This window comes from Paenibacillus sp. 05T425 (assembly GCF_056396205.1).
In genome coordinates this window covers 1-22,749 of record NZ_JBFTLA010000011.1, presented here as the reverse complement: position 1 = coordinate 22,749, position 22,749 = coordinate 1, and the positions used below count along the sequence as shown (strand labels likewise).

The following is a 22,749-nucleotide window of genomic DNA, read 5'->3' as shown; positions in this document are numbered from 1 at the left end:
TTATATTCACTGTTGGTGAGGTCGGACTCACTTATTTCAGCATCTGTCAGCGCTAATCGCAAAAATAGTGAGGCAAACCTCATTGCTMGTGAACCTAGCTTCATGGGCAGTGAGATTTGCCTCACTAAATCAGACGAGCAGATGAATATGTTCGAAAATAATGAGATAACCCTCACTATTCTATGAGGTGCTTCATATCGGAAACAAAACAAAGGAGCAGCGCCGGTCCAGCGCTGCTCCTTCCTGTTTGTTTTATTCGCCGCCCATGAATACGTAACGGTAAATAACGAGAACCGCCAGTACCCACATGAGCCAGTGAACATTGTATTTGCCTTTTTTTGCAAGGTTGGCTACTGTCGCAAGCACGACGTACGTTACGATACCGAACGAGATGCCGTTAGCGATGCTGTAAGTGAATGGCATGAACGCAATGATGAAGAAAGCTGGAATCGCGTATACAAGATCCGAGAAGTCGATTTCTTTCACGGATTGCATCATCAGCACGCCGACGATAATAAGAGCCGCTGCCGTTGCTGCGCCAGGAACAAGCGCTACAAGCGGCGACAAGAAGATCGCAAGCAAGAAGCAAATGCCTGTCGTAACCGCAGTCAGACCTGTACGTCCGCCCTGCGCTACGCCTGCCGAGCTCTCGACGAAAGCCGTTACCGTGCTTGTGCCGAGTATCGCGCCGCCGCTTACGCCGATGGCGTCAACGAACATCGCTTTGCCGACTTTTTTCTTGCCTTCTTCCGGATTTTTCATGATGCCGGCACGGTTAGCCGTACCGACAAGCGTTCCGAACGTGTCGAACAATTCGACGAAAGTAAACGTCAGGATAACCGTTACGAGACCAACCTCGAACACGCCCGCGAAGTCGAAGTGCCAGAAGTTCAGCTTGCTGAAGTCCGGAACCCATGTTTTGTCGGTCAACGCTTCCTTCACGTCGACTACCCCGGAAATAATGCCGATTACCGTCGTGCCCAAGATGCCCCACAGAATAGCGCCCGGTACGCGAAGCACCATCAAGATGCCGATTAGAAGCAGTGCTACAACTGTAAGTACAACCGAACCGTCCGTGAAGCTGCCAAGCCCCATAACCGTTTCCGAACCGCTGACAGGCGTGAAATCGCCTGCTTTAATATCCGTGAAGCTCGATACGGCGATTGTCATCAGGCCGCTGTTTTTCAGACCGACAACCGTAATGAACAAGCCGATACCGACCGTAATTGCATGCTTCAAGCTGTCCGGCACTGCCGTGAGAAGCATCTGACGAATTTGCGTAACCGTTAGGATGATGAATATAATACCGGAAATAAAGACAGCCGTTAGCCCCATTGCCGGTGAAATAGGCTCATCCGTTGCCGCCGAAGCGATAACGACGGATGCGAAGTACGCATTAAGGCCCATACCTGGAGCAAGCGCTACCGGGAAGTTGACGAACAGACCCATTGCAATCGTGAAAATACCGGCTGCAAGCGCCGTAGCAAGAAATACTGCAGTCCAGTCAAGTCCTGTCGGCGTGAGTATGATTGGATTGACGGCCAATATGTATGCCATCGTCATGAAAGTCGTCAGCCCCGCCATAATCTCTGTCCTGACATTTGTCCCGTGTTCCTTTAAGCGAAAGAAACGTTCCATTTTGATCAATAACCTCCCAAAATTGTGGTGGAACAAACAAAGAAGCCTAGCGACAATGTGATTACCACATTTTCCTAGGCTCTGCAAAAACGGAAAAAGTATACACGCCGGACCGTGGCGCGCTTCTTCCCATTTTCGTAGCCAGGTCATTTACGGTGACCGAGTAGAGACTCTCAAGCCGATTCTTGAGATTATACGAAAAATATGCTGTTGTTTTCCGTCTCCAATTTTAAAGAAGATGTGTCGAATTTGTCAACAACTTTTACGAACAATATACTTTGAAAAATCGTCCAATATTCGTCTTTGCAAATACTGGTAGCGGTTCCATTGTAAAATCGTTTATGTTTTGCCGTTCCTATCCACTATTCCGTGAAAAAGTTCGGTAAATACTCCTTGTTCGCGAGCAGCATCTCGTCCAGCAATTGCTTCGCTACGGCGATGCTTGGAACAAGCGGATGATGGACCATCGCCTGCAGCGCAATGCCTCTGTCACCCATTATAGCCGCTTTTATCGTCAACGATTCGTACGTTTTGACCGCATGCAGCAGCCCTTTAATTTGCTCGGGAACGCGCTGCGGAGGCAAAGCGATCGGGCCTTGCGCCGTCACGACGCAGTTCACCTCAATGCTCGCGTCCTCGGGGAGGAACGGAATAATGCCGTTATTGCGAACGTTCAACGTCTGAATATCACGTCTGTCGGTATACAAGGAATGCATCAAGTTAACAGCAGCTTCGGAATAATACGCACCGCCGCGCTTCTCCAATTGCTTTGGTTTCTCGCTTAGATTCACATCCTTGTACAACTCGAACAACTCCGCTTCGACACGGCTTACAACTTCCGCGCGGGTACCGTTCTTCTCCATTGACTCCTTCATCTCCGCATACATAACATCGGTCATGTAGAAATATCGCAGATAATAAGTCGGTATCGCGCCAAGCGACGACAAGAAATCATAATCCCAATCGAAGGCCGTCACATTTGTTGCCGAGTAGTTTCTGCCGCCCTCGATCATCTCTTCCAGCTTGTCTTCTCCGTTCACATAAGCGGCCGTCACCCAGTGCAGATGGTTAATGCCTACGAATTCGGGCAACACCTCGCGCTCCGATACGCCGTACTCCTTCGCGACAAATTTTTGGAAGTTGATTGGCGAATTGCAAAGGCCAACCGTCTTCACCTTGCTATGCTTCAGTACCGCTTCGGTCACGATGCCCGCAGGATTCGTGAAGTTGAGCAGCCAAGCGTCCGGCGCCAACTCCTCGATATCGCGGCAAATGTCCAAAATAACGGGAACCGTGCGCAGCGCCTTCATCATTCCGCCCGGCCCTGTCGTTTCTTGACCGATCACGCCGTGCGAGATTGGAATGTGCTCGTCGCGGCGTCTTGCTGCAAGCAAGCCGACACGCATTTGCGTCGTAACGAAGTCTGCGCCCGCGATCGCCTCGCGCCGATCGAGCGTCAGCATCACTTTGATCGGAAGCCCTGACTTCTCCACCATACGTTTTGCTAGCTCGCCAACGATTTCTAATTTATGCTTGCCCTCTTCAATATCGACGAGCCATAGCTCGCGAATAGGCATCTCATTGTATTTGTTAATGAAGCCTTCAATGATCTCGGGCGTGTAAGAAGAGCCGCCCCCGATGACTGCGATTTTCAAGCCTTGTTTGTTCATAGCGATTATCCTCCCCGTAATGGATATGGTAAATACTTAATTGATACTTATTGGAACGTGATCTGCCTAAGCGCCTTATCCAACGCCTCATCGATCGTAATACCCGCTTGATCCATTGCGCTCATGACCGCACCAACGACAGGATCGACCGATAGCTTCACGACGCTCGCATTTGGCGCAATCTCGCCAACCGATTTCTTGATCGCTTCAACCATATGATTCGTTGCGCCTCGCGACAGCACGCTGCCCGTCAGCACCACATCGAATACATCCTGCTGCATGCCGAGCCGCTTAATGAGCGCATTAACCGAAACCGCCAATTCCTGTCCCGCCTGCTGCAAAATACGAATCGAAACCGCATCGCCTTGAGAGGCGGCTTGGAACACCAGCTTGCCAAGCGTTCTCGGCGGACGGACGCCGTTATCCAGCGCATCATCGTACATCGCCTTCACCGAAAGATAACCAAGCTCTTTCGGGACGATGTCGCTCAGCAGTGTTGACTGCTCCCTGCCTTCCCATCCGCGTATCGCGCTGCGGAACGCATGAATCGCCAGATCGGAGCCCGAAGCTTGACCGTCGCCGAACAAGTAGCCGAAGCCGCCGTATTGCAACTCCTCACCCTTCGCATTGCGGGCCGCGGCATTAAAGCCCGTACCGCTAATGATGACCGCCCCATAGGAGCGGGTCGTTCCCGCCCGCATGCCAATCATCGTATCGCATGCAATCGCGTACTGTCCGAAGCCAAGCGCCCCGATCATCGGGCGCAATATAACATAATCCGGCTCTCGGTCGGCACCGGCAAGACCGAAGTAGGCGAAGTCCACCTGCTCCTTCGTCACGCCTGCCGCCTGCAGCGCCTCCCCGCACGCTTTGTCGATATGCACTCCAGCCTGTGCGAATGCCGTCTGATGGTTGCCGTTGCCCGCATATCCTTGGCCGAGCACACGGCCTGCTTCATCGACGAGCAAAGCGTGTGTCTTGGTGCCTCCCGCATCTACGCCTAGAAATAAAATGAATCTCACATCCTTTATCTAATCGAAGTATCGAGTCGAATATCGAGTATCGAGTATCGTGCTCCAATTGATCGTAACTTTCGTTCTTTTGTTACAACTATCATATAACAAAAAAGCACCGCGCTCTCCTGCAATGGCGCGATGCAATGATACTATCTTACTGTTTTCACCCTCTTCGCAACGAAGACGGCGATAGGCCGAAATAGTGCTTGAACAGGCGATTGAAGTTGGACAAGTTGCGGAAGCCGCAAGCCTCGGCCACCTCAATCATCTTCATATCGCTCTCCCGCACTAAGCTTGCAGCATGCGCCAGCCTAAGCTGAATCAAATAATCCATCGGCGAAGTTCCTACCACCTGCGTGAACAGCGTACTGAATCGCGATGGGCTAAGATGGGCGAGCTCGGACAGCGAACGCAACGTCCATGGCCTCGCATAATCGTCTTCGATCGCATGAAGCACTTCCCGCATGGTCTCCATTCCCCGGAGCGGTTGGCTCCCGCCGCTCTCTCTCCTCATGAAGTAGCGGCCTGCAAGCGCAACAAACTGAATAAGCTGTGCCCGGACGATCGTCTCGTAATGGGCTTCCTTGCGCGCGTTTTCATCGTACATGACCGCGATTGCCTCTTGCAGCCTTGGCAACTGCGGATGGTCCCGGTCCAACACATATTCGAGCGATGCGCCAAGCTCGCGGAAGGGAAGCAGCAGCTCCCTGTCATACCGATGCTCCAGTGCCAAGTAGGCAGGATCGAACATCACAATGGTCATAACAAGCCCTTCAGCTTCGAAAGCCCGATGCAGGTCATTCGAATGGATCAGCACAATATCGCCTTGCTGAAAGTCGTAGCGATTGCCGTTGATAAGGTAATATCCGCTACCCTCTCGTATGTAATTAATTTCAAGCGCCTTATGCCAATGCAGCCGTTGAAAGGTCGGACTCACGCCGCGCGTCTGCGTAATCGTCATAGGAAAGGATGGATCAAATCTTATTTCATCCTTTGTAATCGTCGTAGATGGACTGTTCATCGCGGCGTTCTCCCCCGTTATCTTATTGCTAATCCCTTGATTATAGCAGAGCCGAGATAGCGTTTCATTGCCAGGTAAGAAACTGATCTAAATACCTTATTGACAACAAAAGGGAAATCGAATAAATTAAATGTATCAAATAGATATATCAAATAGATATATTTTTATAAAAGGAGCGAACGACATTCCATGATTGAACTTGTTACGCTTGGCATGCTTATGCAGGGAAAAATGAGCGGCTACGATATTAAAAAGGTTACGGAGCAGACGATCGGCATCTTTTACAAAATGAGCTATGGAAGTCTGTATCCGGCATTAAAACGTCTCGTGGATGAGGCTTATGTTACCGAGGAGGAAACGAATGACAGTAAGAACAAGAAGCTGTACGCCGTAACCGAGAAGGGGCAGCGGCATTTCATCACATGGCTGCGTGAGCCGCTTAAGTCGAACAAACGCGAATATATGGTCAAGATCTTTTTCTACGACTATCTCGATGAAGAGACAAGGCAACGCAACCTAAGCGACTATCAGCGTTCCATAGAGCTTCAAATCAAGCAGATGAACGCGGTTCAGGCCATTGTGTCCAAAGAGCTGGAGCAGCTTGAAAATAAAGATCAGTACTACTACCGCGTCTCTACGGTGCATTACGGTCTGCAATTTTTTCAAATGGAGAATGAATGGCTCAAACAAATTATGAACAAAAAGGAGTTTTAACATGAAAACACAAAACGACTATGCGGTGAAACGTCCCTATCTAATCCTGATTTTGATCGAGCTTGCCTTAATCGTGTGCGTCGCCGGCGGCAGCGCTTATGTCTCCATAACGGAAATGACGCATCCGCTCGCTCCGTTTCTTGGCTTTGTGCCCATCGCTTTGTTTCTGTTGATCTACTTGTCCGTGACCAATAGATGGAGCATGTTCTATTTCGGCAGCCTTCGCAGCCTGACGGCCAGACAATGGGCAGACTACCTGCCGTTGCTGCTTATCTTAATTGTCCTGATGATCGCAAATCATGGCTTTCAAGCGCAGCCTGCTTCCTATTTTGTCTATATGCTTCTATCCCAGCTATTCCTGATTGGATTTGTTGAAGAGACGTTGTTCCGTGGCATTATGCTGCGGGCGTTGATGCAGAAGGGCAAAGCCATCGCGGTTGGCGTATCCAGCGTTCTCTTCGGCATAACGCATGCACTGCAGGCGCTTGGCGGCCAGTCCATACAGGATACGATACTCCAAATCGTCTATGCGTTCATTCTCGGATTCGTCCTTGCCCTACTCGTTGCTAAACATCGCGCGATTTGGTTAACGATCATTTTTCACGGCCTGCATAACTTCATTAACTTCACCGGCAATACCCCAAGTACGCACCTGTACGACTACCTGGTCATCATTATTCTAATCGCCCAACTCGTGTGGCTGATCGTATCCGGTCAGAAAAATGCGGCTGTCCTCTCCCAAAAGCTCTCGCACAACTACGGGAATTTAAACTAATCAGAGCCGAATGAAACCAAAATTGCAGTTTGATTGGATTTCATACAGGAAAAAATACTCCCTTCTATTTGCGTAACAACGCACATAAAGAGAGTATTTTTTTTATTGTTACAAAAGGTTTGACAAACATGCGGCAACGCAGTATATTGGACTACGTAGTCACATAGACTTCGTAGTCTACTGAGAGGAGATATTCCAATGCGAATACAAATGAGACTAAGTMATGAAGCCGAAGTCATTCTTCGAATGGAAAAACAAAAAATGGAGAAGGCTGAGGGAGTTTCGCCTACTTATGGATACATCATTAATCAAAAAGTAAGAGAAGTTTTTCCGATCAAAAAATCAGTTAACTGGGAAAAGGTTAAAGATGCTAAAGTTCCATATGAATATCAAGGCAGCGAAAAAGGCGAGATCGATTATAGTACGACGCTTAATCTTGAGCTCTCCGTTTTAAAATGCATTGAAGAATTGCAAGTGGATTTCAAAGATATCTTTCATGTTGCAAGGGTTCATAAATCATTCGTGGTTCGGTTGGTTTTGAAAGCTGCAAAATTGCTTGAAATGAACGAGGATATTTCAAAGCAACATTAAAGTAAATCACAATAGATCGAGGAGGAAAAATATGAAATCAAGTGAAATGATTAAGACAATCAAGTATGTGGAAACAAATTGTCATGGGATCAACCAAATGTACAAATCACGAATAACCTACTTCCAAACTCAAAACTTAAATAAAACGCAAGGTGTAGAGTATGATTCTGAATTTGAGGATTTCGTGAAAGAACTTGAAACCGTCATGGAATGCAAAGTTTATATACCAACCGCCAAGAAAATTCTCAACAACTGGTATTTATGGGCCGAAGAAAATTTAGAGTCATTAAAAAAAATCGAACCTTTTGTAAAGGCTTCCGATCCTATTGAATGGCTTATACTGAACCATTTCCGTATTGAGCATGCTCCTTTTACCGAAGATGTAAAAGAAGAGTCCATTCAGGCGGTCAGAGATAAGATGCCAAAGGATTCGGATTTGTACAAACGATTAAAAGGCATTGCAGACAAACAGTACCCCAGTAAACGGGGTTTTACATATGAGTACTTAGTAAAAGTTGTTGCTGGGTTTTCAGAAGTTTGGAGTTAATACGAGAGCTGACCCAGAATGTACAAGAACGTACCCTATCGCATACAGCGCCAACGCCAACAGGGAAAAAAGTATCGCGAGCAGCACTCCTCTGACAAACCTATACCATCCGATACGGATCAACCCATAGCATATCACTTCTACTTCCCACTGTTTTGAAATCGGACTTTCTACGCTCAACTTTATAGCGGGAGGATTGCACATGGCATATATCTACGCAATGTCAGACATCCATGAGGAACTGGCTCTGTTCAAAGAAACGCTAAGCTTAATTGATTGGAGCGGAGAGAACCAATTGATTTTATTGGGTGACTACATCGATATCCATTCGCAAGATGTTACCATCCTATATTTCATCAAAGAACTGCAAGAGAACTACAAAGATCAAGTTATCGTTTTGGCCGGCAATCACGAATTCATGTTTTTAGAGGATATACGATCCAAAGCCAGTTTATTTCATGATACTGCTATTATTACTTGGCTCAGAGGCTTGCCATTCTACTATGAAACTGAAAAGCAGATCTTTGTCCATGCCGGCATTGATGAAGAAGCAGAGGAATTGTGGAAATGGGGATCGGAAAACTATTATTTTTGCAACAAATACCCTCATACAACAGGCAAATTCTTAAAGGACGTCATTGCAGGGCATATATCGACATCTGAAATCACCGGAAAAGCCGATAATGATAAGGTTTTTTGGGACAAGCAAAGCCACTTCTATATCGACGGTGATACTCGTGTGAGCAAAACAATACCTGTTCTGAAGTATGATACGGTTTCAGGCAAATACTCCAGTTTTGAGAAGAGAAAACAAGATTACGGCAGCTTTGTGTGGCAGGAATATGTGGTAAAGAAGAGTAAATAAATTTGGAATTTGGACTGGTTGCAAAATGTTGCGGATAAACAAAAAAAAGAGCGTGGAAGCCTTATAAATAAGACTTTCACGCTCTCTATATTTACTCCCACTCGATGGTAGCTGGCGGTTTCGATGTTATGTCATAAACGATACGGTTAACGTTGTCGACCTCATTGACGATACGGACGGAGATTTTCTCGAGCACGTCCCAAGGGATACGAGCCCAGTCAGCCGTCATGCCGTCGATCGAAGTAACCGCGCGGATGCCTACTGTGTACGAGTACGTACGAGCATCGCCCATTACGCCAACGCTCTTCATGTTCGGAAGCGCCGTGAAGTACTGCCAAATCTCGCGGTCAAGACCCGCTTTCGCGATCTCGTCACGAAGAATAGCGTCGGATTCGCGTACGATATGAAGCTTATCTTCCGTCACTTCGCCAAGCACGCGGATCGCAAGACCCGGACCTGGGAACGGCTGACGCCATACGATCGCTTCCGGCAAGCCGCACTCTTCGCCGACTTTACGAACTTCGTCCTTGAACAGCGCTTTAAGCGGTTCAACGAGCTTGAACTTAATGTCTTCCGGCAAGCCGCCGACATTATGATGGGATTTGATCGTTTGCGCAGTAGCCGTACCGCTCTCTACGATATCCGTGTAGAGAGTGCCTTGTGCTAGGAACTCGAAGTTTTCCAGCTTGTCCGACTCTTCTTGGAACGCGTAAATGAATTCGTTGCCGATAATTTTACGCTTCTGTTCAGGGTCGTCTACGCCCTTCAGCTTGCTAAGGAAACGCTCCTGCGCATCGATTTTAAGAACTTTCATATCGAATTTGCCTACGAAGGTTTCCATAACGCCTTCTGCTTCGCCTTTGCGCAGCATGCCGTGGTCGATGAACATACACGTAAGCTGATCGCCGATCGCTTTGTGCAGCAGGATCGCTACAACGGAGGAATCAACGCCGCCGGAGAGGGCGCAAAGCACTTTTTTGTCGCCGACTTGATTACGAATCTCTTGAATCGTATCATCAATGAACGACGTCATCGACCAGTTGCCGTCGCAGTCGCAGATGTGGTACAGGAAGTTGCGGATCATATCCGTGCCGAACTCCGAATGACGCACCTCCGGGTGGAATTGCACCGCGAAGAACTTGCGGTCCGCGTTGCTCATCGCCGCAACGGGAGCATGCTCCGTGCTTGCGTCGACTTGGAAGCCTTCAGGCAGTTCAACGACATGGTCGCCATGGCTCATCCATACCGTTTGTACTTTGTCGAGTCCGAAGCCGATTTGCGAGCCTTCCACAAAGTCAACTTCGGCTTTGCCGTACTCGCGCTTGCCTGCGCGTTCAACCTTGCCGTTAAGCTGGTGCGACATCATTTGCATGCCGTAGCAGATACCGAAGATTGGAATGTTCAGATCATAAATCGCTGGATCTACAAGCGGTGAATTTTCCTCATAAACGCTAGCCGGTCCTCCCGAGAATACGATGCCTTTAGGCTGCAATTCGCGGATCCGCTCCACCGACGTGTTGTAAGGCAGCAGCTCGCTGTATACGCCCAAATCACGAATACGGCGTGCAATTAGTTGGTTGTATTGTCCCCCAAAGTCGAGAACAACGATGATTTCATTTTGCTTAGTCATTACCGAGCCTCCCTCAATAGATGTAGTAATTATATATAAGGGGGTTTAAGCGAGTCAAGGCGAATGCGTTCGCAGGTGCGAATTGGCAATGTTTGGAGTGTTGGAGATGGGTTAGTTTGGGCAGTGAGCGTATGGCGCTCGTGTGGGTTGGTTTGTTTACGGACCGTAGACGCGCTAATTGTGGTTTTTGAGTATGTTTGTGCGTGTTGCGGACCTGAGAAGCTCTAATTTGGCTTTTACGCTCCAAACCAGACTTGTTTTGTGTAGTTAGCGCCGCTGGTGTCCGTAAGCAGGACGATTGGACGTGAAATGGACTATACGTGTCATTTGAGTCCGTACTGTCCCTTCTGCGAAGCAGAACGAAAGGCCGTCCACCGATTGCTCGTGGACGGCCTTTTGGTTGTGCGCCAACGCCGCGGTTATTGATTCGCGTGGCGGGGCGTGGTGTCTGCCGAAGGAACATTCTCCTTCGGCGGCTGCTTGATGAGCGTGCGCAGCACAGCGCGCAGCTCCGCAGGTGTCGGCGCGCCGGACCAGAGGCCCGGCCGGCCGAATTGCGCTTGCTCCAGCCAGAGTGTCATCTGGCGGAGAGCGTCCTGCTGGGCTGCCGCTAAGCCGTACTCGGCTGCGGCTGCGTATTGTCGCGCCGTCTGATGCGGCGCGCGCTCGCCGAGACGGCGATGCATGAGCGGCGCGAGCGCCGCAGCGACTGCGGCGAAGCGCTCGCGCAGGCGCGTCTCTTCGCCGCCGGGCGAGGCCGATGCGCGGCCGCGACCGCTTTGGCTGCGCGGCGCAAGCGTCGGCGCCGGTGGCGACTGTGCTGCTGCGCCGCCGCCCCGAGCAACGCCGGCGTGGGCCGCGCCATAGCGGCGCAACGCCAGCGCCAGGCGCAGCCGTTGCCGCTGCGCGGCAGCCAGCGCTGCTAACGCCAGCGCCAGCACAGCCGCGCCTGCGGCGCTGGCAGCGGCGGGCTCTGCCGCCGCGCCCTTGGCGGCGCTCTGCGCCGCCCCCGCGAGCGCATCCGCCGCTCGCGCAACTGCCGAGGCAGCGCGTTCCGCCGCCGTCTCGAACGAGCGGGCTGCGCCCGCCATCCACGGCGAGCTCGCCTCGCCTATATCGCCGGCGCTGACGCCAACCGCGCCGCCACTGCCCGATGCGGCGCTAATCGCCGCCGCATCCGCATCMGACATGACGCCGGTGAACCCCGGTGTCGGATCGAACGGCACCCAGCCTGCGCCTGGGAAAAATACTTCCACCCACGCATGCGCATCCGAAGCGCTGACGGCGTAGTTAGCGAGCTGAACGCCGCCGTTGCCCGCCTTTGCATCCTCTTCTGAACCGCCGGCAGCTCCAGCACTCACACTCGCGGCCGAGGAATCGTCCGCCAATTTAGTGCCAGACGTAAAACCCTTCACCCATCTAGCGGGTATGCCTTGCGTCCGCAGCATGACAACCATCGCCGAGGAGAAGTGGACGCAATAGCCGCTTCGCTGCTCGAACAGAAAGTAATCGACAAAGTCGGCGCCCGCAGGAGGTACCGTACTGTCTGCAAGCGAATACGTATAGCTCGTACGCAAATAATCTTCGATCGCGGTCACCTGATCGAAACGGCTCGTTACGCCTCCGCCCGCGACTTCGGATGCAAGCGCTACGACACGGCCCGGCAACGATTCCGGCAGTTGCAAATAAGGCTCTAGATCCTCATCTAGTCCGGATGCCGCAGCCTCTTCACCACCATACTCCGCCATCTGTCCGTCCTCGTATTCGCTTAACGCACGCAGCTTTACGCCGTCTGTTACCGGCATTACGCTTTCAATTGTATATCGCTCCACCTTCGTCGATTGCGACGGCGCATACAGCGAATCGGTTCGTTCGTTATACATGAAGCTGCCGAGCTTTCTGCGCGGATCGGAAGCGATCAGTTCCGTAACCCGGCTGTCGCTGCCCGAAGCAAACAACGGCATGGCAGCCACAGGCTCCTGCCACACGATCATCTGCCGAATGACCGTTTCATCGCCAATTTCGTTCGACTGGACAGCTTGCGCTGCATCTTCATCCGAAGTCTTCCTTACCGGCATAAGCGTCACGTTGCTCCAATCATTGCTCCACCCTCTGCCGTCATACAAATTTTTCGATTCGCCCCGCCAATATGCAGCAACCGGTGAGCTACCCGTAAAAATAATACGCCCGTCCTTCCGCAGAGGAGCTCCCAGTTGGCTGTCGTCAAAGCCGTAGCCGGTCAACCCGCTGCTTGACACGAAGCCGCCAGCTCGTTGAAACGTTGGCGTGGAACCGCCGCCTTGACTGCCAAGCGCGTTCACGGCATGTTCGATCTTCTGCGATAACGATTGTGTCCAACCGGCAGGTGCCATTGTCGTCTCCTTGCCTCCGGCGAACAACAAGCCGCAACCAATGATCGTAACCACCAGGAATAACGAACCCGTCAGCCAGCCCGTATCCAGACGTTTCACCGCGCCTATTCCCGCCTCAAAAATACGTTTTGCTCGCGGGACTGTTACGATAGCGCCAAGCAGCAGCCCTTCCGCAACGGTGCGAAGTAAGCCGCCCATGACATCAATACCCAACCAAGCATGAAGCACGATTAAGTAACCTGCCGTAATGCCGGCAAGTCCGATTGCCGTCTGGCGCAGCCATAGCAGCGCTTGAAGCGCCGGTGCGAGCATCGCCCAGCCTGCAAGCAGCATAAGCGTGCGAAGCTCTCCGGACATCGCCCACAAGCCGTTGTTAGCCATCATCGCGAAGTCGTCGCCAAGCAGCTCGGGAAACCCCAATAACCACTCGAGCATACCCTCACTATCGCCCTTATACATGAAAGCAAGAGCGAACACGCAGAGCACGACGCTGAACGTAATCGTCACCGCCATCGGCATACGGAATAATCCTGCCGCGAGTACGCAGCCGATAACAGCAAGCAGCGCCATCGGATGATAAATGGCCGCCCATTCGCCAGCATCCGTCCACGGGAGCAGCCACTCCGCAAGCAAACCAAACAATAACAGGCTCGTCACAGCTCTATAGGGCAATGAGTGCTCATCCGTCGTGATACTGCGATCAGAAGCCGAGTCAGCGACCCGCTTTATTCCACTCCATTTGCTTTCCGCATTAGATTTAGGCGTAGACATGCAGCTCGCCCCCTTCCTCTGCAAAAGGAAGCTCATTCATGATTGCCGGAATGTGCAGCCATGTCACCTTCACGCCGCTGCTCTCCAGCCACTTCTGCTGCTCTCTCATCGCGAAAGTCGGCACAGCGCTCTGCACGGCGATGAACAGCTCCAGCCTGCAGCTCTTGGATGCTGCATAAGCGGCCAAATCTCCCCACTGCTTGCCGCTTCGCCAATCGCCGGTAAAAGCAAGCATCGCGCCGTCCCGCTCTATAAGCTGCTCCTCATGCAGCAGCAAAGCCGCTATCGACTCTCCGCTGTCGCACTTCGCGCGCGACATCGCGAGCAGCAGCTCCGATACGCGCGTCAAGCCGTCTCCTTCCAATCCCGAACGAACAGCGCTAATACCTGCTCCTTGCTGCATAAGAAGCGTCACCTGTGCTCCAGTAACTGCAGCTTGCTCAGCAGCAAGCGCCGCCCAGCCCGCGCAAGCGTCGAATAACCGGTCATTTCCGTCATAACCCGCCGCGCACGTATCCAATACAATGCACGTACCAGCCGGTGTTTCTTGGCTGTGCAGCTTCGTCTGCAAGCCTCTTCCCTTCGCCGCTGACCGCCAGTCCATATGACGCAGCGAGTCGCCGTCACGATAGGGCCGGCTGTCAGGCCCGATTCCGGCCGTTTTCGCTATAGCTGCCCTATCCTCGCGCGCATTCGCTCCTACGTCCCGTCCCGTACCTGTATAGACCGTCTCCGAGCCATCCGCTGCTTTTTGCGCAGCTCGATCAGCCTCGTCTATTTGCTCCAAGGCAGGCAAGGCAGGCAAAACGGTAATCGCTTCCGAGTGACAGTCCATTCGCTTCGTAATGGCAGTTAAACCGAGCCAGTCGCCAACCGTCACCGACATCGGCGCGAAGGAATGACTTCCTCGCCGCAATCGGCGCAGCTTATATACGAGCTCCTTGTCCTTCTCCATGAGGGGAATGAATACCGCCCCGTATGCGACGCGGCTTTCCTTCATCGTATAAGCGTTGGCGATTTCCTCGCGTACTGCGACCCATATGAACGGAATTGCCGCACGCCGGGCAATCGACAGCCTTACGCCAGCCTCTCCGCCGTCTCTCAGCATGACTCCGTCAACGCTGCGAACAGCGCTGAGCCCCGCGGCAGCAAGCGCCGGCATGAGTCCGCTTATTAGACTGATCATCGTAAGCACGGCCGCCATGAACCATTCCACCGCTCCGCCGCGTATCATAACGGCCGCAACCGAGCAGCCCCAGCCGACTGCAATCAGGCACCACAGCCACCACTTCGTGCGATAAGCGCGAATAGAAATGATCTCATCCTCGTCAATAAGCGCATCTGAATCCAGGCGAGTGCTCATCTGCGCCTCCCAGCCCCTTGCGCTGCGCTTACGCCGACAGCCGCTGCCGGCCAAGGAACTTCACGAATCGCCCGCTTAATGACGGTGAGCGCATCGGGCGCGCTAGAGGATGCAACATAACGCATCGCAAGCCGATGCGGAAGGACGGCTTCCGCCGTTGCCAGCACATCATCGGGAATCGCATAACCGCGTCCGTCTACATATGCGCTTGCCTGCGCAGCGCGCAGCCAGTCTCGCAAAGCGCGAGGACTAAGTCCAAGCAGCACCTCTGGCGCTCGTCTCGTTACCGCCGCCACCTGCACCATATATTCAATTAAAGCCGGATGCATATGCGTCTGGCGCGCCTCCGCCTGCATCTGAAGCCATTCTTGCGTTGCAATAACCGGCCGCAGCCGCTCTGGCTCGACCCGCTTCCGGTCGGCATACTGCTCAAGCAGCTTTTTCTCTTCCGCCGCTGCCGGGTAGCCGATCGACAGCCGCATCATGAACCGGTCAAGCTGCGCCTCAGGCAGCGTATTCGTTCCCTCGAAGCTAAGCGGATTTTGCGTCGCAATGAGCATGAACGGAACAGGAAGCCTGCGCGTCTTCCCTTCTATGCTGATTCGCCGCTCCTCCATTGCTTCAAGCAGCGCGGATTGCGTACGCGGAGAAGTACGGTTAATCTCATCAGCCAACACGACGTTCGCCATAATCGGTCCAGGCCTGAATACGAGCTCGCTCGAGCGCGCATCCCAGACGACGCCCCCGATGACATCGGCCGGCAGCATATCCGACGTGAACTGTATGCGCTTGAAATCACCGCCGACAACGCGGGCGAAAGCTTGCGCGAGCATCGTTTTGCCAACGCCTGGCACATCCTCCAGCAGCACATGCCCTCCCGCCAGCAGCGCGATAAGCGTATGTCTAATGACGTCTTGTTTGCCTAGCAAGACACTCTCTACCTTCACTAGCAATCGATTCAATAACACTTGAGGCGGTTCAGCCCAGTGGCTATGCGGCAGTTTATCTTCTTCCTCGGACAATTGGGGAGCATTCATCATATAATTCGCCTCCTGAAAAATAAATCTATCTATTTTTCAGTGTCCCCAGCTTACTCTCGCTTTAGACCTGCTAGAATCGGATTCGGCCGCTATTTTACCCAAATCTCGCGTCGTTCCGCGTTATAGACATAATTCTCAATTGCTAGACCGAATTTCTGAAGCGTGGAACGGACAGGAACGATGGCCGCCTCGTCTCTCCCCTTCGCCCCGCCAAGAGCGAAGTCGGTCAGCCAATAGATACGCTCGCCGTTATAATAAGCTTCCACGACGCCGCTATCCGGATCAAGCTCGGCAGTGCCGCCGATCCACTCGGTCAGCTTTGCAAGTGACACCTTGATCGAGCCTTTGCTTAAGGAATACTCCTCCGGGGACAACACCAGCTGCTCCTCGCCTCTATGGAGGATAAGATTCGGCTCCGTATGAGCCGGCTGCGGCAACGTCATCCGATCTCTGCCAAGCTGCTCCGCATAAAGCACAAGCGCCGCCTTCTCGCTCTCCTTCACGGCAGGTCTGCTCCACTTCAGCTTTTTGGCCAATGAAAAGTGGATCGGCGTCACCGCTGTCGTAATCGGCGCGAACGAGTAGCCATTTTCCTTATAATAAGCAATGATCGCAGGCAGCACCTTCACTGACTCTTCATGCCCTCCCCCGTCGTGCAGCAGCACGTTCAAGCTGTCCGCAAGCTTCGAGCCCTTCACCGTTGCGATAATTTCAGAAGACGGCACGCCGCGCCGCTTGGAATCGCCGCTATCTACATTCCAGTCGTGTATGATATAACCTGCTGCTGCCATCGCGTCAAAATACCCTTGGTCGAAGTTGCTGTACGTCCCACCTGGTGCACGGAACAGCGGCGTTCTGACGCCGGTTGCGGCGAAGATGGCATCGTCCGCCTTCATTACCTGCTCCGCGAATACGGCGAAGCTGCCGTACAGCTTCTCGTATTTATGATTATAGGAATGATTGCCGATGGCATGGCCTTCCGCAAGCACCTGCCTCGCAATATCGGGATGCTGCTCAACCTGCTCTCCAAGCATGAAGAATGTCGCTTTAATGCCTTCAGCTTTCAAAATATCAAGCACCTGCTCCGTATGCTGGCTTGGACCGTCGTCGAACGTCAAATAGACGGTTTTGCCGCTTGGCTTAGTCGTTACAGGTACAACGGGCTTACTATCGATTGCAGACGGCTTCGTTTGCGCGTCTGGCTCTTTCTTCCCAACAGCCTGCTCTATCTCCACGTCGTCAGCAGACTCATAAGCGGCCGGCTTTGCGAGCAGCGGCTGCTTCTCGGTATGCGTAATCGTAATAGGAGCAGCAGGCGCGGCAGCCGTCAGCTCGACCGCCGTCGCCTCTACAGCCGCTTCCCCTTTGTACACTGCCCATCCTCCAAGCTCGAACATCGTGAACCATACTACAATTACGCAAATAGCCGCCTGCATCGTCCGCCGCATTGACATTGCCACCTTTCTCTACCATCATCATAATGATTTTCATCCATGTGATAGATTATATGAAGGGCAAGTCTAGTAAATGACACCCGCCTCCAAAATGACTCTACTCTATGATCGAAACCGGTTGTATAAGAATAACGCCTATCGGAAGTTTTTATCTCCAATTTGAAAGATTTACTTTACGCTTTATCGATATTGAGTAATTAAACATTCTTCAGATGTAGTAAACACGATAGCGGATTAGCCGGTTTTTGGAGCGTGCCGCTGCTCACCGCCGGATAAATGGCTCAATAGGTGCATTTCGTCGAACTAATCTCAGTTGCCACTCAGTTACGAGCTCGATAGTTGCCCTTCATCGAACTAATTGTGCCGATTCGCCACTAACTTACCAAACTAGCACGTTTAGTTGCCTGATATCGAACTAAACAGCCGGCTCGCTTGGCACAAGACTAATTAGTTGCCTAGAATGATACTAGAGCGGATTCAACAAAAAAAAGCGCCCACCGCTAGGGTGGACGCTTGCTTCAATCATCCGTTAAAATGCAGGAACGATCGAGCCTTTGTACGTATCTTCAATAAACTTCTTCACTTCCGACGACTGAAGGGCGGCTGCAAGCTTCTTGATTGCATCCGAATCCTTGTTATCGGGACGGGACACGAGGATGTTCACGTAAGGCGAGTCGCTGCCTTCGATGAACAGGGCATCAGTTGTAGGCACAAGATCGGCTTCAAGGGCGTAGTTCGTGTTGATAAGCGCCAGATCTACCTCGTCCAGCACGCGAGGCAGCGTCGCTGCTTCTACCTCTCTAATGTCCAGCTTCTTCGGATTTTCCGTAATGTCGCCGACCGTTCCGTTCACGCCGACGTCTGCCTTCAGCTTAATCAAGCCGTTCGAGGCCATCAGCGCCAATGCGCGTCCTCCGTTCGACGGATCGTTCGGAATGACGACTTTCGCGCCATCTTTTAATTCATCGATGGTTTTGATTTTTTTCGAATAAGCGCCGAACGGTTCGATATGAACGCCCGCTACGTTAACGAGATCATAGCCTTTATCCTTGTTGAACTGCTCGAGGTAAGGCGTGTGCTGGAAGAAGTTCGCGTCGATCTGCTTCTCGTAGAGCTGCGTATTCGGCTGCACATAATCATTGAATTCGATGATTTCGAGCTCGATGCCCTCCTTCTCGAGCAGCGGCTTGACGACCTCCAATATTTTGGCGTGCGGCACAGGCGATGCGCCGACCTTCAGCTTCACTTTCTCTGGCTGTTCGCCTGCATTGCCGGCATTATCGGTTGGCTCTGCTCCGTTACCGTTATTTTTGTTTTGTCCGCATGCGGCCAAAGCAAGCACGAGCATCAGCATGACAAAGATATATCCTGTTTTTTTCATCTCTAGCCCTCCTATGAATGTAGCTTCTCTCCATATTTCTAATTTATTCCTTATTTGCGGCTATAGCGGCTCACAAGCGCGTCGCCCGCCATCTGGAGCAATTGCACCAGGACGATGAGCAGCACAACCGTTACGAGCATGACGTCGGTTTGGAAGCGCTGGTAGCCGTAACGAAGGGCAAGATCGCCCAATCCGCCGCCGCCGATCACGCCCGACATCGCCGTATACGATACAAGCGTCACTGCCGTAATCGTCACCGCAGCCATTAATCCGGGCCGAGCTTCGCTTAGCAGCACGCGCCGCACAATATCCCATTTGGAGGCGCCCATTGCCTGCGCCGCCTCGATTACGCCGCGGTCCACCTCGCGCAGCGATGTCTCAACCAGCCGAGCGAAGAACGGCGTCGCCGCAACGACAAGCGGCGGAATCGAACCTTCCACGCCAAGCGACGTTCCCGTAATCCATTTCGTAATCGGCATAATCATAATCATCAATATGACGAACGGCACCGAGCGCAAAATGTTCACGATAAACGACAAGACGCCATATACAATCTGCTGCTGCAGCAATTGCCTGCGCGAGGTCAGGAACAACACGACACCCATGATCAAGCCTAAAATAATGGTGAACAGGAGCGAGGCCGTCAACATATACAGCGTATCCTTGGTAGCCTCCCAAATTTCATCCCAGCGCACGTTCTCGAAGCTCATCATCATAGCGTATCCACCTCCAGCCCTTCCTTCCGCAGAGCCGCAACGACGTTATCGATCTCGCGATCCTCGCCTAGCAGCTCCACGATCAGCTGCCCGTAAGGCGTTTGCTTCATTCGCGACACAGTCCCCTGCAAAATAGCGAACTGCACCGGCGTATGCTTCACCGCGTTGTACAGAATCGGCTCATACGTAAGCTCTCCAACGTAAGTGACGCGAAGCAACCGTCCCTGTCGTTTCTCCAGCAGCAAGCTTGTAGCGCTCGTATCGGACACTTGATCGACGAAATCACGCGTCACCGCATGCTCCGGCTTCAGAAACACATGGAGCACATCGCCMATTTCTACGATTTCTCCCTTGTCGATTACCGCCACACGGTCGCAAATGGATCGAATAACCTGCATCTCATGTGTAATCAACAGAATTGTGATGCCTAGCTTGGCGTTAATATCGAGCAGCAGCGACAGAATCGAGTTCGTCGTCTGCGGGTCAAGCGCCGACGTCGCCTCGTCGCATAGAAGTACGTCGGGATTGTCCGCGAGCGCTCTCGCAATGCCGACACGCTGCTTCTGCCCGCCCGACAGCTGCGAAGGATATTTGTCTCCATGCTGCTCCAGCCCGACAAGCTTCAAAAGCTCGTCCACGCGAGTGCGCACGGCAGATCCGCTCTGCCCCGCCAGCTTCAATGGAAAAGCGATATTGTCGCGCACCGTCGACATCGACAACAGATTAAAGTGTTGGAAGATCATGCCGATCTTGCGTCGCTGCGCCTGCAATTGACGCTGCGACAGCCCCGTCAGCTCCACCTCGCCTACCTTCACCGTTCCCGAAGTCGGGCGCTCCAGCAGATTGACGCAGCGCAGCAGCGTGCTCTTGCCAGCGCCGGAATGCCCGATTATGCCGAATATCTCGCCTTTTTTGACGCTTAAGCTTATATCTCGAACAGCCTCAACCGAGACAGCCCCAACCTTGTACGATTTCGTAATGTTATGCAGCTCTATCAGATGCGTGTGCCCCCTATCGTGCCATACCATGCGGTTGCCCGCTCCGTACTCCCCTATTACAGCAAGCCATATTGTATAAATTGGATGTCGCTCCGGTCAACGCACAAAATGTACCAGTCCGCCCATTCATGCTCTATTGTCTCCAACATGGATCGTTTCATTAGTGCCGCGCCGCATAAGAAGAAATGCCTGAAGGCGTCCTTTCTATAGACGCCATCGTTTCGTCGAAACGTATAGAGAAAGTATGAGCAAACTCATATACTTTCCTATACGTCAAAAAAACCGCCTCCCGCAGCTTGCGCACGGGACGGACGGTTCATTTGGTATGATAGATGGCTTTGTTCCTATTTAAACTGAGGAAGCAGGTCGGCATAAATAGCCAACATCCGGTCGACGGCAATATGAGCCGCTTCCTTGTTGCTAATTGCCGGATCGAGATCAACGGCTTGGTGCACAAGCGCAGCATCGCCCTTGGCGGCAGCCTCGGCAATAATCTCGTGCACGTCGGAAATTTGGCGTACAGCAGCAGCCAGCGCATCCGGCAGAGCAGGTATGGCAAACGGCGTCCATTCGCCATACGCAGGTGTCGTTCAATGACTATTTGAAGAACATCCGGATGGAGGAAGCGAAGAAGCTGTTGCTCGAGACGAGCGAGCCGGTAGCCGCTATCAGCGAGAAGGTTGGCATTCTGAACACGACCTACTTCTTCACTTTGTTCAAGAAAACGGCCGGCCTCTCCCCTTCGCAGTTCCGGGAGCAGAACGGGAAGTAGGCACGAGTTGCAGTTGCTAGCAGTAGTTGCTTACTGGAAAACCTCCCACAATAGGCGCTATATTGGATTTTTGCAGGATAGAACGGCTGTTTTAGGCGAATCCTCGTTTAGAATGGAGTTGTCGAGACAACATTCATTGGAGGGATTTTGGTATGACTCAATATCAGATTAGCGTAGATTCCGAACTTTTGCATCAATTATTTCTAGGAGAATCGAAAGATGTTGGAATGGCTGCCTTGCTGCAGTCCGTGYTGAATCAAGTGTTGAARGCTCAAGCTTCTGAACAGTTRGGRGCTGAGCATTACGAGCGTACAGAAGAGCGGCAAGGTTATCGTAATGGTTCGTATCCGCACAAGCTTTCCACACGTGTAGGGCAGATTACGTTGCAAGTGCCGAGGTTTCGTAACGGAGAGTTCTCTACRGAGCTGTTTGCCCGTTACCAACGAAGTGAGCAGGCACTTGTGTTAGCAATGATGGAGATGGTCATCAATGGAGTCTCCACTCGCAAAGTTACAACGATTACAGAAGAGCTATGCGGAACAGGTTTTTCGAAATCGACCATTAGCGATTTATGCAAGCAGCTCGATCCGCTTGTAGACGCTTGGAATAACCGGCCGCTGACGCTCGCCTATCCTTTCCTTCTTGTAGATGCCTTGTATGTGAAAGTACGTGAAGATGGCCGCGTGCGCTCACGTGGCGTACTCATTGCAACAGGGATTAACGAGGAAGGTTACCGTGAACTTTTAGGGCTGAGCGTAGGGGACACCGAGTCAGCAGCGACTTGGGGAAGCCTATTTAGTCATCTCAAAGAACGCGGATTGCACGGAGTAGACATCGTAACGAGTGACCAGCACAGCGGACTCGTAAAAGCGGTTCGTGAACACTTCGAGGGAGCGACGTGGCAGCGATGCCAAACCCATTTCATGCGTAATATTCTAGATGCTACGCCTAAAGCGCTACGAGATGAAATGAAGGCTCATGTGCGGGCTATTTACGAAGCAGCAGATGTAAAGAGTGCTCGTTCGTTGTTGGAACAGACCATGAGCGCTTTTGAAGAGAGAGCGCCTAAAGCGCTGAATGTGCTGGAGGATGGCTTTGATGATGCAACAGCTGTCATCGCATTGCCTCTTACCTGCAGAATTCGAACAAGGACAACCAACGTGGTAGAGCGTCTTAACGCCGAGCTTAGACGGAGAGAACGCGTTATTCGCATCTTTCCCAACCGACAATCTGTCATCCGACTATTCGGTGCGTTACTGATGGAGATGGATGAAAAATGGTCGGTAGGCAAGAAATATATTGAAATGACCGAGTACCACGAGTGGCGAAAGAAAACACCAAAGACAACCGAAAAACCTACTCGCGACGAGTAGGCTTTCTGTTCGAGGATTTTACACACAACTTTGGACTTGACC

Annotated in this window: 19 protein-coding genes, 1 pseudogene and 1 riboswitch; of the genes and pseudogenes, 7 read left to right on the top strand and 13 right to left on the bottom strand. The window is 52.0% G+C overall.

Annotated elements, in window-relative coordinates:
* Positions 1 to 252: 252 nt before the first annotated feature.
* The 4 genes from AC1DF0_RS23390 to AC1DF0_RS23375 all read right to left on the bottom strand — a co-directional run bounded on the left by AC1DF0_RS23390 (position 253) and on the right by AC1DF0_RS23375 (position 5,345).
* A complete protein-coding gene (locus AC1DF0_RS23390) occupies positions 253 to 1,638 on the bottom strand; it encodes an NCS2 family permease (protein ID WP_477575473.1) in 1,386 nt (461 codons plus the stop codon).
* Between the two features lie 118 nt (positions 1,639 to 1,756).
* Positions 1,757 to 1,857, bottom strand: a riboswitch (purine riboswitch).
* A 143-nt stretch (positions 1,858 to 2,000) separates the two neighbouring features.
* Positions 2,001 to 3,308 carry a 6-phospho-beta-glucosidase gene (locus AC1DF0_RS23385; protein WP_477575472.1) on the bottom strand — a complete coding sequence of 436 codons (1,308 nt, stop codon included), beginning with the start codon at positions 3,306 to 3,308 and terminating at the stop codon, positions 2,001 to 2,003.
* A 47-nt stretch (positions 3,309 to 3,355) separates the two neighbouring features.
* Complete coding sequence (locus AC1DF0_RS23380) at positions 3,356 to 4,330, bottom strand: N-acetylglucosamine kinase (RefSeq protein WP_477575471.1); 975 nt, start codon at positions 4,328 to 4,330, stop codon at positions 3,356 to 3,358.
* Positions 4,331 to 4,487: 157 nt separating this feature from the next.
* Positions 4,488 to 5,345 carry an AraC family transcriptional regulator gene (locus AC1DF0_RS23375; RefSeq protein WP_477575470.1) on the bottom strand — a complete coding sequence of 286 codons (858 nt, stop codon included), beginning with the start codon at positions 5,343 to 5,345 and terminating at the stop codon, positions 4,488 to 4,490.
* Between the two features lie 189 nt (positions 5,346 to 5,534).
* Here AC1DF0_RS23375 and AC1DF0_RS23370 point away from each other — a divergent pair, with 189 nt between their 5' ends.
* The 5 genes from AC1DF0_RS23370 (at position 5,535) to AC1DF0_RS23350 (ending at position 8,837) form a co-directional block, all read left to right on the top strand.
* On the top strand, positions 5,535 to 6,059 hold the full coding sequence (locus AC1DF0_RS23370; protein ID WP_337103682.1) for a PadR family transcriptional regulator: 525 nt from the start codon (positions 5,535 to 5,537) through the stop codon (positions 6,057 to 6,059).
* Between the two features lies 1 nt (position 6,060).
* Complete coding sequence (locus AC1DF0_RS23365; protein WP_477575469.1) at positions 6,061 to 6,834, top strand: lysostaphin resistance A-like protein; 774 nt, start codon at positions 6,061 to 6,063, stop codon at positions 6,832 to 6,834.
* A 198-nt stretch (positions 6,835 to 7,032) separates the two neighbouring features.
* Positions 7,033 to 7,425 (top strand): hypothetical protein, encoded by a 393-nt coding sequence (locus AC1DF0_RS23360; RefSeq protein WP_477575468.1) that lies wholly within the window; start codon positions 7,033 to 7,035, stop codon positions 7,423 to 7,425.
* 31 nt (positions 7,426 to 7,456) lie between these two features.
* A complete protein-coding gene (locus AC1DF0_RS23355; protein ID WP_477575467.1) occupies positions 7,457 to 7,972 on the top strand; it encodes a hypothetical protein in 516 nt (171 codons plus the stop codon).
* Between the two features lie 202 nt (positions 7,973 to 8,174).
* Entirely contained in the window at positions 8,175 to 8,837 is a 663-nt protein-coding gene (locus tag AC1DF0_RS23350) for a metallophosphoesterase (protein WP_477575466.1), read from the top strand.
* A 91-nt stretch (positions 8,838 to 8,928) separates the two neighbouring features.
* Here the strand turns inward: AC1DF0_RS23350 and guaA are convergent, their stop codons facing one another.
* From guaA to AC1DF0_RS23305, 9 genes and pseudogenes are all read right to left on the bottom strand, one after another.
* The gene (guaA, locus tag AC1DF0_RS23345) at positions 8,929 to 10,467 is read right to left on the bottom strand and encodes a glutamine-hydrolyzing GMP synthase (RefSeq protein WP_442050739.1); all 1,539 of its coding nucleotides are present in this window, start codon (positions 10,465 to 10,467) and stop codon (positions 8,929 to 8,931) included.
* Positions 10,468 to 10,886: 419 nt separating this feature from the next.
* The gene (locus AC1DF0_RS23340; RefSeq protein WP_477575465.1) at positions 10,887 to 13,610 is read right to left on the bottom strand and encodes a transglutaminase-like domain-containing protein; all 2,724 of its coding nucleotides are present in this window, start codon (positions 13,608 to 13,610) and stop codon (positions 10,887 to 10,889) included.
* Entirely contained in the window at positions 13,597 to 14,973 is a 1,377-nt protein-coding gene (locus tag AC1DF0_RS23335; RefSeq protein WP_477575464.1) for a DUF58 domain-containing protein, read from the bottom strand. The genes AC1DF0_RS23340 and AC1DF0_RS23335 overlap by 14 nt, the downstream gene beginning before the upstream one ends.
* On the bottom strand, positions 14,970 to 16,013 hold the full coding sequence (locus AC1DF0_RS23330; RefSeq protein WP_442050736.1) for an AAA family ATPase: 1,044 nt from the start codon (positions 16,011 to 16,013) through the stop codon (positions 14,970 to 14,972). Before AC1DF0_RS23330 ends, AC1DF0_RS23335 begins: the two co-directional genes overlap by 4 nt.
* Positions 16,014 to 16,102: 89 nt before the next feature.
* Positions 16,103 to 17,461 (bottom strand): polysaccharide deacetylase family protein, encoded by a 1,359-nt coding sequence (locus AC1DF0_RS23325; RefSeq protein ID WP_477575463.1) that lies wholly within the window; start codon positions 17,459 to 17,461, stop codon positions 16,103 to 16,105.
* A 535-nt stretch (positions 17,462 to 17,996) separates the two neighbouring features.
* Positions 17,997 to 18,848 carry a MetQ/NlpA family ABC transporter substrate-binding protein gene (locus AC1DF0_RS23320; protein ID WP_337103694.1) on the bottom strand — a complete coding sequence of 284 codons (852 nt, stop codon included), beginning with the start codon at positions 18,846 to 18,848 and terminating at the stop codon, positions 17,997 to 17,999.
* A gap of 50 nt (positions 18,849 to 18,898) precedes the next feature.
* Positions 18,899 to 19,564, bottom strand: coding sequence for a methionine ABC transporter permease (locus AC1DF0_RS23315; RefSeq protein ID WP_442050734.1), 666 nt, complete (start codon positions 19,562 to 19,564; stop codon positions 18,899 to 18,901).
* Positions 19,561 to 20,562, bottom strand: a complete 1,002-nt coding sequence (locus AC1DF0_RS23310; protein ID WP_477575617.1) for a methionine ABC transporter ATP-binding protein — start codon at positions 20,560 to 20,562, stop codon at positions 19,561 to 19,563. The genes AC1DF0_RS23315 and AC1DF0_RS23310 overlap by 4 nt, the downstream gene beginning before the upstream one ends.
* A 344-nt stretch (positions 20,563 to 20,906) precedes the next feature.
* Positions 20,907 to 21,119 (bottom strand): annotated as a pseudogene (locus tag AC1DF0_RS23305) (hypothetical protein); the annotation flags it as partial.
* Between the two features lie 26 nt (positions 21,120 to 21,145).
* Between AC1DF0_RS23305 and AC1DF0_RS23300 the strand changes: the two are divergent.
* Together AC1DF0_RS23300 and AC1DF0_RS23295 are read left to right on the top strand one after the other, a co-directional pair.
* Positions 21,146 to 21,334 (top strand): helix-turn-helix domain-containing protein, encoded by a 189-nt coding sequence (locus tag AC1DF0_RS23300; protein ID WP_477575462.1) that lies wholly within the window; start codon positions 21,146 to 21,148, stop codon positions 21,332 to 21,334.
* A 152-nt stretch (positions 21,335 to 21,486) separates the two neighbouring features.
* Entirely contained in the window at positions 21,487 to 22,707 is a 1,221-nt protein-coding gene (locus AC1DF0_RS23295) for an IS256 family transposase (protein ID WP_477575461.1), read from the top strand.
* Positions 22,708 to 22,749: the final 42 nt, after the last annotated feature.

Coding starts and splice junctions, on each gene's coding strand:
- AC1DF0_RS23390 (WP_477575473.1), bottom strand. CDS start 1,638: ATGGAACGTTTCTTTCGCTTAAAGGAACACGGGACAAATGTCAGGACA.
- AC1DF0_RS23385 (WP_477575472.1), bottom strand. CDS start 3,308: ATGAACAAACAAGGCTTGAAAATCGCAGTCATCGGGGGCGGCTCTTCT.
- AC1DF0_RS23375 (WP_477575470.1), bottom strand. CDS start 5,345: ATGAACAGTCCATCTACGACGATTACAAAGGATGAAATAAGATTTGAT.
- AC1DF0_RS23370 (WP_337103682.1), top strand. CDS start 5,535: ATGATTGAACTTGTTACGCTTGGCATGCTTATGCAGGGAAAAATGAGC.
- AC1DF0_RS23365 (WP_477575469.1), top strand. CDS start 6,061: ATGAAAACACAAAACGACTATGCGGTGAAACGTCCCTATCTAATCCTG.
- AC1DF0_RS23355 (WP_477575467.1), top strand. CDS start 7,457: ATGAAATCAAGTGAAATGATTAAGACAATCAAGTATGTGGAAACAAAT.
- AC1DF0_RS23350 (WP_477575466.1), top strand. CDS start 8,175: ATGGCATATATCTACGCAATGTCAGACATCCATGAGGAACTGGCTCTG.
- guaA (WP_442050739.1), bottom strand. CDS start 10,467: ATGACTAAGCAAAATGAAATCATCGTTGTTCTCGACTTTGGGGGACAA.
- AC1DF0_RS23335 (WP_477575464.1), bottom strand. CDS start 14,973: ATGAGCACTCGCCTGGATTCAGATGCGCTTATTGACGAGGATGAGATC.
- AC1DF0_RS23330 (WP_442050736.1), bottom strand. CDS start 16,013: ATGATGAATGCTCCCCAATTGTCCGAGGAAGAAGATAAACTGCCGCAT.
- AC1DF0_RS23325 (WP_477575463.1), bottom strand. CDS start 17,461: ATGCGGCGGACGATGCAGGCGGCTATTTGCGTAATTGTAGTATGGTTC.
- AC1DF0_RS23320 (WP_337103694.1), bottom strand. CDS start 18,848: ATGAAAAAAACAGGATATATCTTTGTCATGCTGATGCTCGTGCTTGCT.
- AC1DF0_RS23315 (WP_442050734.1), bottom strand. CDS start 19,564: ATGATGATGAGCTTCGAGAACGTGCGCTGGGATGAAATTTGGGAGGCT.